Raw genomic sequence first — 12603 nt, forward strand, 5'->3', positions numbered from 1 at the left:
GCGCGCGGCATCCTGGAGGCAGAGGCGTGACGGCAGGAGAGGAGGCGTGATGCGAACCAGTGACGAGATCTATCACCGGGTCCGCTGGGACCCGCGGTTCGACCCGGACCGGTTCGTGCTGGGGATCAGGCAGCGCGGGGGCACCTGCCAACGCGTCCCCCTGACGTCCTTCGTGCCCGGCGGCGACATCCCGTGGCACCGGGTGCAGTTCATCGAGGCGGACGGCTGGCTGGTCTGGGACCGGGCCACGGGCCTGGACCGCATCGACGCCTCGGGCGCCGGCCGGGTGCGGGAGCAGAACCGCTGACCTACCTGGGCTCGGCGCTCGTAGGCCCGACACGGACTCCTGGTAAAGCGTTCAAAGTACAACGGTTCGATTTCTGTACGCGCCAGGGCTGACGCCGGGGTACTGGTGCGCGATAACGTGCCCGCTCGGCCTGATCATCGTACTGTCCGGGGACTGTTATGCCTGATCCTTCCACGCCGCCGGACGACCGGCCGGCGCCTGCCGTGACGCCCCGTGCGACGGCCGAGCCGCCGGCCGGGTCCTTGAGACGGCGTCTGATGCTGTCGTCCGTGCTGCCGTCGGGCGTGGTCGCCGTCACCGGTGCGGTGGCCACCGCGCTGGTCGGCGACGGCCACCTGGAACGGGCATACCAGGGAGCGGCGTTCGGCGGGGTGGTGCTCATCGGCACCATGGCGGCCGCGATCGCGGGCGTACGGGCTTCGGCGGAGGCACGAGCAGTCACCAAGCAGTGGGCCGAGCTGTCCCGCGCAGCCGACCGAAACCGAGCCGAGCTGGCCGAGTTGATTCGTGCCACCGCCGAGGGCAGGGCGGAACTGGAGTCGCTGTTCCGTCGGTTGCGGGCCGGGGAGCGGCCTGCGCGACGCCGGCCGGAACTCCCGCCGCAGACCGGTCCGGACGAACTCTCCCGCCTCGGCTTCGAGATCGCCGTGGCCCGGCACGAGGCGGAGGCGGCCCTGCTGGAGACCGCCGCCTCCGCGATCGGTGCGGAACACCACTCGCGGCTGGAGCAGTTCGCGGTGTTCGCCAACCTGGCGCGCCGTCTGGAGTCCCTGGTGCACCGCGAGATCGGCCTGCTGGACGACCTGGAGAACGAGGTCGAGGACCCCGACCTGCTCAAGGGGCTGTTCCGGGTGGACCACCTGTCCACCCGGATCCGCCGCTACGCCGAGAACCTGGCCGTGCTCGGCGGCGCGAACCCCCACCGCCAGTGGACCCGCCCCGTCAGCCTGACCGACGTGCTGCGTTCCGCCGTCGCCGAGATCGACCAGTACGCCCGGGTCAAGCTGGTCCCGCCCGTCGAGGGATCGGTCAGCGGCCACGCCGTGGTCGACGTCGTCCACCTGCTGGCCGAACTGCTCGAGAACGCGACGGTCTTCTCGCCGCCCCAGACCACCGTGCACGTGCGGGTGGAGCCCGTCGCCGCGGGGGTGGCGATCGAGGTCGAGGACCGGGGCCTGGGCATGTCCCCGGCCGAACGCGGCCAGATGAACACCGTCTTGAGCGCGCCCGACAAGGTCGCGCTCGGCGAGCTGCTGCAAGACGGCCGCATCGGCCTGTACGTGGTCTCCGTCCTGGCTCAGCGGCACGACATCGCCGTGCAGTTGCAGAGCAACGTCTACGGCGGCACCCAGGCCGTCATGGTGCTGCCCGAGGCCCTGCTCGGTCCGCGGTCGGCGACGCCGGCCCCGGCCCTCCACACCGCCCCGGCCCCGGACGAGGAGCCGCACGATCCGGTGGAGACCGGCGCGGTGGACCCCCGGGCGCCGGAGGCGATCGCCGTGGCGGAACCGAGCGCACCCGATGCCGGACCCGAGCCCGCCCCGGCCCCCTCCGACGGCGAGGACGACCGCCCGCGGCTGCCTCAACGCCGCCGCCAGGACCACGCCGCCGGAGCGCCGCAGCCGGTCCGTGGCGCCGGTGCCGCCGAGGACATCGCCCACGACCCCGGCCTCATGGCCGCATTCCAGACCGGACTACGCAGGGCCGAGGAAGCCGAGACGCCCTGATGGCCGAGGCCGCCCCGAGGGCCCGAGGCCTGTGCAGCAAAACGTTTCCTTCTGCCGAAGAGGAGTACACGATCGTGGCGAGCGAAGACCTTTCCTGGCTGTTGACGGGGCTGGTGAACCGGGTGCCGCACACCCGAAGCGCGTTGTTGCTGTCCTCGGACGGGCTGGTGAAGGCAGCGGAGGGGCTCGACAAGGACGCCGCGGACCAGCTGGCCGCGCTTGCCAGCGGGCTGTACTCGCTGGCGCGCAGCGCGGGCCGGCACTTCGACGACGGGGGTGACGTGCGGCAGATCGTCACGGAGCTCAGCAGCTCGCTGCTGTTCGTCTCGTCCGCCGGCCACGGCGCGGTGCTGGCGGTGCTGGCCGGGCGCGACGCGGACGCGGCGGTTCTGGGCTACGAGATGGGGATGCTGGTGAAGAGCGTCCGTCCGCACCTGGCCACACCGCCCCGGCAATCGGTGGGGTGACCGATGACGCCGGTCCTCCCGGACGGACCGCAGCTCGACGAAGCGGCCGGGCGGCTGGTCCGCCCCTACACCGTGAGCGACGGCCGGACCAGGGCCACCTCCCACTTCACACTGGTGACCACGGTGCGGGCCACCGGCGCCCAGACGGAGGGCGCTTTCGGGCTCGAGCACGCGCAGGTGCTGGCGCTGTGCGAACAGCCGGTGAGCGTTGCCGAGGTCGCGGCCCGGATGCAGGTGCCCGCCGCCGTGGTCAAAGTACTGCTGTCCGATCTGGCCGAGGGAGGCGCGGTGGTCGCAGGTGATACGCGGCCGACGCCCGCGGGCCACTCCGCACGACCTGATCGAGACCTCCTGGAAGCGATACGCGATGGCCTCCTCAAACGACTGTGACCCGCTCCCCGCCGACGTCCTGCCGGTGGGCGTCAAGGTGCTGATCGCCGGCGGGTTCGGCGTGGGCAAGACCACCTTCGTCAACGCGCTCAGCGAGATCGAGCCGCTGAGCACCGAGGAGATGCTGACCGCCGTCAGCGCGGCCACGGACCGGCTGGACGGAGTGGAGAACAAGGCCACCACCACGGTGGCCCTGGACTTCGGCCGGATCACGCTCAGTCCGGCCCACATCCTGTACCTGTTCGGCACGCCCGGGCAGGAGCGCTTCTGGTTCCTGTGGGACGAACTGTCCGAGGGAGCGCTCGGGGCGGTGGTCCTGGCGGACACCCGCAGGCTGGAGCACTCCTTCGCGGCGGTGGACTTCTTCGAGCGGCGCGGCATCCCCTTCGTCGTCGCCGTCAACGAGTTCGACGGAGCTCACCGCTACCGCGGGGAGGAGGTGCGGACCGCGCTCGACCTCAGGCAGGAGGTGCCGGTGGTGCTGTGCGACGCCCGCGTCCAGAACTCGGGCATACGCGTGCTGCTCGATCTGGTTCAGCATCTGATCACGACAAGGAGTTCCCATGTCAGCGACACCGACCAACCCACCGTCCGGGCCTGAGTCCGGGATCGCCCTGCGTCATCTGCTCCTCCCCCCGGAGGATCCACAGGTGCGTACCCGGTCCGAGCGGCTGCGCGAGCTGGGCATCGTTGCCCGTCCGGACGCCGAACTCGACGCCTTCGCACGTCGGCTGGCCCAGCGCACCGGCGGCTGCTATGCCGGGGTCAACTTCTTCCTCGACGCCGACCGCCAGTACTTCGCCGGGTTGTACAGCGCCGCGCAGGAGACCACGGTCCACGTGGGGCCGCCGTTGCTGGAGGAGCCGGTGCCCGGCCGCGTCATGCCCCGTGACATCGACATGGGCATCTGCCCGCACGTGGTCAAGCGCCGTCGGGCGCTGGTGCTGGAGGACATCCGGGACTTCCCGCGGTTCGCCGGCAACCCGGTGGTCGACGCGATCGGCGTGCACTCCTACCTGGGCGCGCCGCTGATAGACAGCACCGGCGTGGTCCTGGGCACGATCTGCGTGGTCGACCAGGACCCGCAGCCGTGGGGGCGCGAGGGGCTGGAAACCATCAAGGCCATGGCTGCCGAACTGGTCGAGCGACTGGAGAGGTCGGCGAAGCACCAGGCCCGCTGAGACGGGGGGAGGAGGGCGAGGGACGTTCGGCCGATCGTGCCCGGGGGAGTGGTTCCGGTGAGCGGTGCGGGTACGCCTGCCCGAGCGGCCGCCCCGCCGCACGACGGCATCCTCTGGTGCGAAATACTCTCCCGATGAGTTCACGCACTTCCCCGACCGGCCGGCCGATCACGATACGGAGGGCCGTCGCGAGGGATGCCAAACGGCTCACGCGGCTCGTGCGCAGCTCGGGCGCCTACCAGGGCCAGTACGCGTCCGCGGTCGCGGGCTACCGGGTCGGCCCCGATTACCTCGAGGCCCACCGCGCCTTCGTGGCCGTCGGCGCCGACGAGGACGGAGGCCGGGTTCTCGGGTTCTACTCGCTCGTCCTCGATCCACCGGAGCTCGATCTGCTGTTCGTCGCCGACGAGGCGCAGGGACGGGGTATAGGACGACAGCTCGTCGAGCACATGCGGTCCGAGGCCCGGGCCGCCGGGCTCGACCGTCTCAAGGTCGTGTCGCATCGTCCCGCCGAGGACTTCTACCACCGCGTGGGCGCGGTGCGGACCGGGACCGCGCTCGCGAACCCGCCCGCCGTGCCGTGGGACCGTCCCGAATTCGAGTTCCGCATTTCCTCGGAATAACGAAGTGCTCCGGTCCACTCCCGGCGGCTCCCTCACGTCCGGAGTCGTAGAAAGCGCTCTCTATCGGTCGGGTCGGAGGGCTGCCGCTGCACCCGCGACGCGGCGAACAAGAGGGTGAGGCGGACCCACTCAGGCGCCGTTTCCACCGGGAATGCGCTGCGGGGTGGCGTGGTTTACCAGGCTGTCTGACATGGCGGAGTCAATCGACTCGGGATGTGGGACAAGGGAAGGAGCCCTCTCATGGCACGCAGCACCGTGCGGCCCGTCGTCACGTTGAGGTCGACGGCCGGTACCGGAGCCGTCCACGTGACCCGTAAGAACCGTCTGAACGATCCCGACCGGCTGGTCCTGCGCAAGTACGACCCCGTGATCGGCAAGCACGTCCCGTTCCGCGAGGAGCGCTGACGCCCACCTCCGCCGCCCGGCGACGGAGACCTCCCAAGGAGGGACATTCCATGAGGCCCGGCATACACCCCGTCTCCCGCCCCGTCGTCTTCCGCGACCGTGCGTCGGGGTTCCACCTGCTCACCCGCTCGACCATCGACACCCGGCAGACGGTCGAGTGGGAGGACGGCATCACCTACCCGGTCGTCGACGTCGAGACCTCGTCGGCGAGCCACCCGTTCTACACCGGCAACGCGCGCGTCGTCGACACCGCGGGCCGCGTGCGACGCTTCGAGCGCCGCTACGGCCGTACCACTGCGGCCCGCGTCTGAGTCGCGGGCCCGTTCGATCTCTGAGAGGAGCCCCTCATGAAGGTGCGCAACTCCTTGCGTTCACTGAAGGCCAGGCCCGGCGCCCAGGTGGTGCGCCGACGGGGCGTGACCTTCGTCATCAACAAGAAGGACCCCCGCTTCAAGGCCCGGCAGGGCTGACGACCCGCTTCCGCCCTCTGCGGGGGGCGGGGGCGCCGCACGCTCGACGCGCGGCTCCCTGACCAGCCGGGCCCAGCGCCCGGCCCGCGATGGTCCGTCCCTGCGGGTGCGGGGCCGGGCGGCGGAAACCCGCCGGTTCCGCACCCCGGCACTCGCCACCGGACGAGACCGCTCCTCGGACGGGAAGGAAGCGACGGACGGGGGGGGCGACGGACGGGCCCGAGATCCAGGACCCGTCCGAGCCGGAAAGCGGGCGCCGTGAGCGGCCGCTTTCCGGTCAGCGGGGCTGCACGAGTCGGCGGGACAGGACAGGCGGCCAGCAGCCTCAAGGTGACCGACGCGTTCACCGCTGCCTCTCTCCTCATGAACCCGCGGTCTGCCAAACGGAGTTGTGCGACGCCGGGGCGGGTCCGGACACCTGGCGCACCCGGGCGTGGTCGGGCGCGGCGGCAACCCCTCGACCACGACGGGGACCACACCGGGCGCACGGCTCTCACATCACCTCGGACCCGAAGTCCCACGAGAGCACCAACGGTCTCCGGCGGACAAGGCTCTTCCCCGGCGGCTAGCCGCCATCACCGCCTGGTGTTCGCTCCGCCGATTCGGCGAGCTGGGCGGCCAGATTCCTGAGTGCCTGCCGTAGTTCGTCGGGCTGGTGGATGGTGAACGGCCACTCCAGGGAGGCAAGCAGGTGCGCCATGCCGTCCAGTCGCTCCGTCCGCGCGTGCATCAGCACGCCGGTGGGCTGGGCGGTGAGGGTCACAGCGGAGCGCGGCAGCCTGCGGGCGACCTCATCGAGGGGGCCGTGGATGGTCAGCTCGACAGGCCAGCGATAGGGCCCCTGGGCCAGGGTCGAGGTCAGGTGGGTCACGGGGTCGAAGCCGTCCGGTGCGGTGAAGTCGCCGGCTCGGGGGGTGACGGAGGTGATGCGGTCGATGCGGAAGGTACGCATGCTGTCGCGGAGGTGGTCGTGGCCGACGACGTACCAGCGGCCCCTGTGGAAGACCACGCCGTATGGATCGATGTCACGTTCGGTGTGCTCCTCACGCCACGACCGGTGGCGGATACCGACGGTCGTGCGAGCGCGGGAAGCCTGGGCCAGTGCGAGCAGGACGCCGGTTACCGGTGCTTGCCCGATCACGGTGTTCGCGGTGAAGGACAAGGTCTCCCGCATGGCGGCGAGGGGTTCGCGCAGCGCGTGAGGAAGCACCCGCTCGATCTTCGCCAGAGCACCGGCCCCGGCCGGCTCGGCCGCGGCCATGCCCAGACGTTCTGCCGCGAGCAGGCCGAGGACCACGGCGAGTGCCTCGTCGTTGGTGAGCACCAGGGGTGGCATCCGGTAGCCGCGGGCCAGTTGGTAGCCGCCGTGGCGACCGCGCTCCGCCTCCACCGGTATGCCCAGGTCGCGCAGGTGGGACATGTACCGACGCACCGTGCGGACGTCGGTGTCCAGGCGGCCGGCCAGCTCCGCGCCGGTGAGCAGCGCGTGGGACTGGAGCAGTTCCAGCAGCGTCAGCACACGCGTCAGGGGATGCGACATCGATCACTCAACATTTCAGGGCGGATTCTGTCCTGTATCGACTCTACGCTCCCGGCAGTGCCTATTTATGGGAGATGACATGGCCACCTGCGTACTTGTTCCCGGCGCCTGGCTCGGGGCCTGGGTCTGGGAAGACACCGCCCGCGCGCTGCGGGAGCGCGGCCACACGGCGCTGCCGCTGACACTGACCGGCCTGGCCGAGCGCGCGGACCAGGGGGGCCCCGAGACCGACCTGGACACTCACATCGCGGACATCACCGGATTCGTCGAGCGGAACGATCTGCGTGACGTCACGCTGGTCGCCCACAGCTACGCGGCGGCGCCGGTCACCGGGGCGGCCGCACGACTCGGCGACCGGCTGGAGCGCGTGATCTACGTGGACAGCGCCCCGTTCGCCGTGGGCATGCGCATGCTCGACCTCATGCCACCGCAGGCGGCGGACCAGCTGCACCACGAGGTCGTCGCTTCCGGCGACGGGTGGCGACTGCCGATGCCGGCCTTCGAGGTTCTCGGCCGGTCCGGCAGCCTCGACGGGCTAGGTGACGGACCGCGGGACGCGCTGCGCGCCCGTGCCACCCCGCAGCCGTTCGGCACCTACACCCAGCGCCTGGCCGGCCCGGCCGAGCCCGGCCCCGGTGTGGACCGCGTCCTGGTCGCCTGCCGTGACTTCATGGGACTGGTGGATGCCGGCGAGCCGATGCTGGCCTTCCTGAACCAGCCGCCTTGGCGGCGCTTCGACCTGCCCACCGGTCACTGGCCGATGTTGTCCGCACCGGACGAACTCGCCGGCATCCTCGACACGGCCGCTTCCTGACCGCGCCGGACGAGAGGCGAGCCCGATGTTCGACCATGAAGACATCAACCGGCTGCGGGCCCATGCCCAAGCCCTGGCCGACGGAGCCCGGGAGGCCTCCGCCGAGGCGGTCGTCCAACGGGTCTTCGCCATCCAGTCCCAGGACGCCACGGCCGCCGACCTGGGCGTCCGGGTGCGTGCGCGGGACATCACGGCCGGGGCCATTCGCACGGCGTACGAGGAGGATCGGAGCATCGTCCGCGGCTGGTACATGCGCGGCACCCTGCACACCATCCCCAGCGACGACGCCCGCTGGGTGGCGCGGTTGCTGTCGCCGCGGATCCTCGCCGCAAGCAGCCGCCGTTACAGGCAGCTGGGCCTGAACGACGATCTGCGCCGGCGCGCCGACCATCTCATCCGGCGCGTTCTCGCCGTACACGGCCCGCTTACCCGGGCCGACCTGACCGGGCACCTCACCACTCTCGGTGTCCGGCCGGACGGGCAGGCGCCGTTCCACCTGATCCGCCATGCGGCACTCACCGGCATCCTCTGCCACGGCCCGCAGCGCGCCGGTGTGGCGACCTATGTGCTGCTCGACGACTGGCTGCCTCCCGCCGGGCGCTTCCAGGGGGAGGGGGACGCCGCTCTCGCCGAGCTGGCCCGTCGCTACCTGGCCGCGCACGCCCCCGCCGCCGAGGAAGACTTCGCCGCATGGTCGGGGCTGCCGATCTCCTGGGCACGCAGGGCCTGGAAACGGCTGGCTGAATCCGGCGTGATCACCGAGTACGGCGTGCTGACCGTGATCGCCGGCCGGCCGCGGGAACTCCCGGGGCCGTCCGACTCTCCTGACGTTCGCATGCTGCCCGCCTACGACAACTACCTCGTCGGCTACCGCGCCCGCGAGGTGTCCGTCCCCGCCGCCCACCAGGCTCGCGTCTGGCCGGGAGGCGGCGTCATCCGACCGACCGTCATCGCCGACGGCCTGGCCATCGCCACCTGGAGCCGTGGCTCCGGCGCGCGCTCCGTCCAGGTGAGTGCGTTCGAACCGGTCCCCCCGGAGATCCAGCGGAGAGTCGACATGGAGAAGGAAGCCGTCGTCCGCTTCCTCAAGCCCACCACATGACCGACCGCCGCCGTACTGATCCTGGAGCCGCGCGGCGCGGCACATTCCCCGGCAACCCCGTGGGAGGCCCCCGCGTACATCGCCGATCACGTCGGCAACTTCCTGCCACGGCGCAGCCGTCCGTTGCCCTCGCCGGTGGCTCCGTGCTCTGCGCCGACGCCTGATCGGGGAGGGATCAGCGCAGGTGCTGCTGGAAGAAGGCGGCCGCCTCCCTGCCGACGCGAACGCGGACGGTCGGATCGGCAGGTTCCGGGGCGAAGAAGTCGTCGTGGCGGACATCGGGGCCGGCCGAGCCGCCACTCGCTGTGGGGATGTGCTCCAAGTACGGCCTGGTGTCCACGTTGTACGGGTTGACGGTGTCCGCTCCACCCCAGCGGATGCCGACGGGCAGCCGCACGGCTGCCAGGCTTTCCGAGGTCACGAGACCGCCGGCTCCAGGGGCAACCTGGAAGACGGCCCGCACCCGGGGCTCCGAGAGGTCCGCCGCGGCGGCGTCCAGCACACGTCGTGACGACTCGTCCAGCGGATGCTTCTTCCACAACGCCTCGAGCGCACCGGGGAATTCAGGGATCTCCGGCAGAGGGATCCGTCCCGTCAGTACGCCCCAAACGATCTGCGGATCGAGACGGGCCCCGGCGAGGGCCGCTGCCGCGTAGCCGCCGAGGGAGAAACCCGCCACACCGACCGGACCGAGCACTTGTTCCTGGGAAAGTGCTTCGAGAACGAAGGACACGTCCCGAGGCCGATCCCATATGTGGAGGAAGCCCTCCGGCTCGTAGCCGTCGACATGGTTGTTGCCGTGGTGATCAAGAGCGACGACCCGGAAACCAGCCTCGTGCAGCGGCTGTACCAGCCACTCCATGGTGCTGCCCGAGCCACCGGTGCCGTGGGAGACGATCACCAGCGGAGGCGGTGCACTCCGTCGGCGGCTCGGCTCCCACAGGTAGAGACGGACAGGGCGCGGGCGAGTCGGATCCCGCAGGTCGTGTCGCGACTCGTCGTGCAGGACGCGTATGTGTGGCCGTCCCTGTCCGGAGATCATCATGGTGACATCGTAAGGAGGTCGCCCGTTCTTGAAGGGGCCCCGCTCGCCTACTTCCGAGACGTCACCGCCCAGCCGCTGACCCGCGCGCTGGGCCGCCCGTCGCGGCGGACCTCGCAGGGTGGCCACGTCAGCGCAGCCGACTCCGCACATGATCGGTGGGACAAGTCCTCTCGGCCGGACAGGTACTAGGGGGCAGTCTCCCCGATCTTCGCGGGTCCGCGACGCCCGGCACGGCACCTCGCCGCACGGCCGAACCGCCCACGTACGCCCGGTACGAGGGCGACTCGACCGCACGCCGAGGCACCGCACCGGACGCCGCGGCCTGATCCACGAAGACCGGGCAGACGCCCCCTAGTCGTCGGTAAGGACGGATTCGTGCACGGTCTGCAGCGTCGCGTCGGAGGTGGTGCGCTCCAGACGGAGGTGGGCCGAGCGGTCGCGCAGAATCAGGGTCATCAGCTGGTTGCCGAACCAGGGGCCGCCCTGTTTGCGCCAGCTGACCGGAGGCCGGGGACAGCGGCCGTGCCGGGTGAGCAGGCGTCCCAGCAGACGGGCCGGAGAGCTCCAGCCGAAGCGGAAGCCGATCCGCATCATCAGGGGCACGGAGTTGTGCACGGGGGAACAGGTGAGCTGGACGACGGGGAGATGTGGGCCGCCCGACCGCCAGGACGCCTTGGCGAGGTAGCCGTGGTGGACGTCGCCCGACAGGACGCACACGGTCGCCGGGGCTGCCGGGGCCGCCCCGGCCTCGGCGATGAGGTCGGCGAGGTCGGCGAAGGAGCGGGGAAAGGCCGCCCAGTGCTCCAGGTCGGCTCCGCGACGCAGCCGCTCGCCGAGACGGGCCCAGCGCTTGCCGCGTTCCCCGGCACACAGCGCGGCGTTCCAGGTTTCGGTGTCATGGACCAGGTGCGGCAGGAGCCACGGCAAGGAGGTGCCGATCAGGAGGTGGTCGTAGGTCTGCTCGTCGGACAGGACCTGCTCGCGCAGCCAGGCGGCTTCGGCCGGGTCGAGCATGGCGCGGCGCTCCTCGGCGAGGACTCTCGCGGCCCGGGAGTCCACCATCACGACCCGGACCCGGCCGAAGTCGCGACGGTAACTGAAGCGGACCGAGGCTGAATCGGCGTCGGCCCGCTCGGCCAGCGCGCGCAGTGCCGGCGTGCCGTCCGGCGCGGCGTGGACGGCGGCCCAGGCGGGGTCGTCGGCCAGTTCCGCGGGGGAGAGGTTGCCCAGGTGCTGGTACACCCAGTAGGACATCAGGCCGCTCAGCAGCCGTTCCTGCCACCAGTCGGTGGTGCGCATGTCGGCGAGCCAGGCGGCGGAGGTGTTCCAGTCGTCGACGACGTCGTGGTCGTCGAAGATCATCAGGCTAGGCACGGTGGACAGCAGCCAGCGGATCTCGGGGTCGAGCCAGGACTCGTAGTAGAGGTGGCAGTACTCCTCGTAGTCGGTGACCTGGGCTCCTGGCGGCTGGTCGAGGTCACGGCGGCCGGCGAGCCAGCGCCGGGTCTGCTCGGAGGTCTCGTCCGCGTAGATCTGGTCGCCCAACAGGAGCAGGACGTCGGGGCGTTCGGCGTCGGGGTCGGTTGCCAGACGGGTCGCGAGGGTGTCGAGGGCGTCCGGGCCGATCGGATCCGTGCCTCGGGCCGGTGGCGCGGCCCAGCGGCACGATCCGAAGGTGACGCGGACGGCGGCGCCGGTGGCGGGCGAGCGGATGACCGAGGGCGGGAAGGGGGAGTCGGCAAGGGGCCACACCGAGGTGTCGTCCAGGAGCACCTCGTAGGACGGGGACGCGCCGGGACGCAGGCCGGTCACCGTGACGAGCGCGTAGTGGTGCCCGGCCACCTGGAAGGTGGGCGCCGTGCCCACCGCCCCGTCGGAGCAGCGCACCTGTACCGTGCAGGACGCGCTGGTCTCGACCCAGACCGTCGCGAACGAGCCGTCGGTACACCTCAGCAGCGGTCCCAGACGCAGTTCGGCCACTTGATCGCCTTCCTGATCTCGTGCATAGGGCAAGGAACGACCGTAGCGCAACGGGGGCAGCCGGGCCCCGTGTCCGTGCCAACCTGGCACCGGGGCCGAAGTGGCGCCCCGCAGCATCCTCCGCCCCGGGCGACGCGGTCATGGGCGGGCACGAGCGTCCTTCCCCGAGGTACTGGTGTACGGGACGGCGGGGCAGGGGCCCCGTTCCATGAGGGCGGGCCCCCGTCCCCGAGGGCCCGGACCCGGGTGACGTCAGCAGAACCAGCCGTCCTGGACCCAGCCGCGGCGGTTGACGTCTCCGTAGGCGAAGCCGTACGCCCAGCCGCTCTTCTTGCTCTCCACCAGGAAGGTCTGGCCCTTGTACAGGGTGCCCATCCAGGCGCCGACCGGTTCGGTGCGGACGTAGAGGTCGGTGGCGCACACTGTCTCGCGCACACCTACGGTGCCGTTCGAGTAGGCGAGCGCCGGTCCGGCGCCGAGCAGCAGCGCGGTACCGGCCGCTGTGATGACGGCGGCCGCACGGCCGCCAAGGAAGACGGGCATCGAGGAGAG

At 71.3% G+C, this 12603-nt stretch carries 15 protein-coding genes and 1 pseudogene; 12 read left to right on the plus strand and 4 right to left on the minus strand.

Features of this window, described 5'->3' with window-relative positions; genetic code table 11:
* Positions 1-49 precede the first annotated feature (49 nt).
* The 10 genes and pseudogenes from ACWCPN_RS13470 to ykgO form a co-directional block, all read left to right on the plus strand.
* A pseudogene (locus ACWCPN_RS13470) lies at positions 50-292 on the plus strand (DUF504 domain-containing protein); the annotation flags it as partial.
* Positions 293-564: 272 nt separating this feature from the next.
* Positions 565-2034: an ATP-binding protein gene (locus tag ACWCPN_RS13475; RefSeq protein ID WP_451205042.1), complete on the plus strand. Its 1470-nt coding sequence runs from the start codon at positions 565-567 to the stop codon at positions 2032-2034.
* 74 nt (positions 2035-2108) lie between these two features.
* Positions 2109-2501, plus strand: coding sequence for a roadblock/LC7 domain-containing protein (locus ACWCPN_RS13480; protein ID WP_199213290.1), 393 nt, complete (start codon positions 2109-2111; stop codon positions 2499-2501).
* A gap of 3 nt (positions 2502-2504) precedes the next feature.
* The gene (locus ACWCPN_RS13485) at positions 2505-2891 is read left to right on the plus strand and encodes a DUF742 domain-containing protein (RefSeq protein ID WP_199213291.1); all 387 of its coding nucleotides are present in this window, start codon (positions 2505-2507) and stop codon (positions 2889-2891) included.
* On the plus strand, positions 2869-3492 hold the full coding sequence (locus ACWCPN_RS13490; protein WP_199213292.1) for a GTP-binding protein: 624 nt from the start codon (positions 2869-2871) through the stop codon (positions 3490-3492). The genes ACWCPN_RS13485 and ACWCPN_RS13490 overlap by 23 nt, the downstream gene beginning before the upstream one ends.
* Complete coding sequence (locus ACWCPN_RS13495) at positions 3455-4072, plus strand: GAF domain-containing protein (RefSeq protein WP_392294042.1); 618 nt, start codon at positions 3455-3457, stop codon at positions 4070-4072. The genes ACWCPN_RS13490 and ACWCPN_RS13495 overlap by 38 nt, the downstream gene beginning before the upstream one ends.
* 134 nt (positions 4073-4206) lie before the next feature.
* Positions 4207-4695 (plus strand): GNAT family N-acetyltransferase, encoded by a 489-nt coding sequence (locus ACWCPN_RS13500; RefSeq protein ID WP_451205046.1) that lies wholly within the window; start codon positions 4207-4209, stop codon positions 4693-4695.
* A 240-nt stretch (positions 4696-4935) separates the two neighbouring features.
* Positions 4936-5100, plus strand: coding sequence for a 50S ribosomal protein L33 (rpmG, locus tag ACWCPN_RS13505; RefSeq protein WP_199213295.1), 165 nt, complete (start codon positions 4936-4938; stop codon positions 5098-5100).
* Positions 5101-5150: 50 nt separating this feature from the next.
* Entirely contained in the window at positions 5151-5411 is a 261-nt protein-coding gene (locus ACWCPN_RS13510) for a type B 50S ribosomal protein L31 (RefSeq protein WP_451205049.1), read from the plus strand.
* A gap of 36 nt (positions 5412-5447) precedes the next feature.
* Entirely contained in the window at positions 5448-5570 is a 123-nt protein-coding gene (gene ykgO, locus ACWCPN_RS13515) for a type B 50S ribosomal protein L36 (protein WP_125191140.1), read from the plus strand.
* A 565-nt stretch (positions 5571-6135) separates the two neighbouring features.
* On the opposite strand, the gene ACWCPN_RS13520 is transcribed toward ykgO, so the two are convergent.
* Positions 6136-7110 carry a helix-turn-helix transcriptional regulator gene (locus ACWCPN_RS13520; protein WP_451205052.1) on the minus strand — a complete coding sequence of 325 codons (975 nt, stop codon included), beginning with the start codon at positions 7108-7110 and terminating at the stop codon, positions 6136-6138.
* A 79-nt stretch (positions 7111-7189) separates the two neighbouring features.
* On the opposite strand from ACWCPN_RS13520, the gene ACWCPN_RS13525 reads away from it, so the two are divergent.
* Both ACWCPN_RS13525 and ACWCPN_RS13530 read left to right on the plus strand, forming a co-directional pair.
* On the plus strand, positions 7190-7924 hold the full coding sequence (locus tag ACWCPN_RS13525) for an alpha/beta fold hydrolase (RefSeq protein ID WP_451205055.1): 735 nt from the start codon (positions 7190-7192) through the stop codon (positions 7922-7924).
* Positions 7925-7949: 25 nt separating this feature from the next.
* The gene (locus ACWCPN_RS13530; protein WP_451205058.1) at positions 7950-9026 is read left to right on the plus strand and encodes a winged helix DNA-binding domain-containing protein; all 1077 of its coding nucleotides are present in this window, start codon (positions 7950-7952) and stop codon (positions 9024-9026) included.
* A gap of 175 nt (positions 9027-9201) precedes the next feature.
* On the opposite strand, the gene ACWCPN_RS13535 is transcribed toward ACWCPN_RS13530, so the two are convergent.
* The 3 genes from ACWCPN_RS13535 to ACWCPN_RS13545 all read right to left on the minus strand — a co-directional run bounded on the left by ACWCPN_RS13535 (position 9202) and on the right by ACWCPN_RS13545 (position 12594).
* A complete protein-coding gene (locus ACWCPN_RS13535; RefSeq protein ID WP_451205060.1) occupies positions 9202-9927 on the minus strand; it encodes an alpha/beta hydrolase family protein in 726 nt (241 codons plus the stop codon).
* Between the two features lie 495 nt (positions 9928-10422).
* On the minus strand, positions 10423-12051 hold the full coding sequence (locus ACWCPN_RS13540; RefSeq protein WP_451205063.1) for an alkaline phosphatase D family protein: 1629 nt from the start codon (positions 12049-12051) through the stop codon (positions 10423-10425).
* A gap of 252 nt (positions 12052-12303) precedes the next feature.
* A complete protein-coding gene (locus tag ACWCPN_RS13545) occupies positions 12304-12594 on the minus strand; it encodes a hypothetical protein (RefSeq protein WP_451205065.1) in 291 nt (96 codons plus the stop codon).
* Between the last annotated feature and the right edge of the window lie 9 nt (positions 12595-12603).

Source organism: Streptomyces sp. NPDC002386 (genome assembly GCF_053593175.1).

What these genes read in the sequence shown, in the direction of transcription:
- ACWCPN_RS13475 (WP_451205042.1), top strand. Translation starts at nt 565, where the DNA reads ATGCTGTCGTCCGTGCTGCCGTCGGGCGTGGTCGCCGTCACCGGTGCG.
- ACWCPN_RS13485 (WP_199213291.1), top strand. Translation starts at nt 2,505, where the DNA reads ATGACGCCGGTCCTCCCGGACGGACCGCAGCTCGACGAAGCGGCCGGG.
- ACWCPN_RS13490 (WP_199213292.1), top strand. Translation starts at nt 2,869, where the DNA reads ATGGCCTCCTCAAACGACTGTGACCCGCTCCCCGCCGACGTCCTGCCG.
- ACWCPN_RS13495 (WP_392294042.1), top strand. Translation starts at nt 3,455, where the DNA reads ATGTCAGCGACACCGACCAACCCACCGTCCGGGCCTGAGTCCGGGATC.
- ACWCPN_RS13500 (WP_451205046.1), top strand. Translation starts at nt 4,207, where the DNA reads ATGAGTTCACGCACTTCCCCGACCGGCCGGCCGATCACGATACGGAGG.
- rpmG (WP_199213295.1), top strand. Translation starts at nt 4,936, where the DNA reads ATGGCACGCAGCACCGTGCGGCCCGTCGTCACGTTGAGGTCGACGGCC.
- ACWCPN_RS13510 (WP_451205049.1), top strand. Translation starts at nt 5,151, where the DNA reads ATGAGGCCCGGCATACACCCCGTCTCCCGCCCCGTCGTCTTCCGCGAC.
- ykgO (WP_125191140.1), top strand. Translation starts at nt 5,448, where the DNA reads ATGAAGGTGCGCAACTCCTTGCGTTCACTGAAGGCCAGGCCCGGCGCC.
- ACWCPN_RS13520 (WP_451205052.1), bottom strand. Translation starts at nt 7,110, where the DNA reads ATGTCGCATCCCCTGACGCGTGTGCTGACGCTGCTGGAACTGCTCCAG.
- ACWCPN_RS13525 (WP_451205055.1), top strand. Translation starts at nt 7,190, where the DNA reads ATGGCCACCTGCGTACTTGTTCCCGGCGCCTGGCTCGGGGCCTGGGTC.
- ACWCPN_RS13530 (WP_451205058.1), top strand. Translation starts at nt 7,950, where the DNA reads ATGTTCGACCATGAAGACATCAACCGGCTGCGGGCCCATGCCCAAGCC.
- ACWCPN_RS13545 (WP_451205065.1), bottom strand. Translation starts at nt 12,594, where the DNA reads ATGCCCGTCTTCCTTGGCGGCCGTGCGGCCGCCGTCATCACAGCGGCC.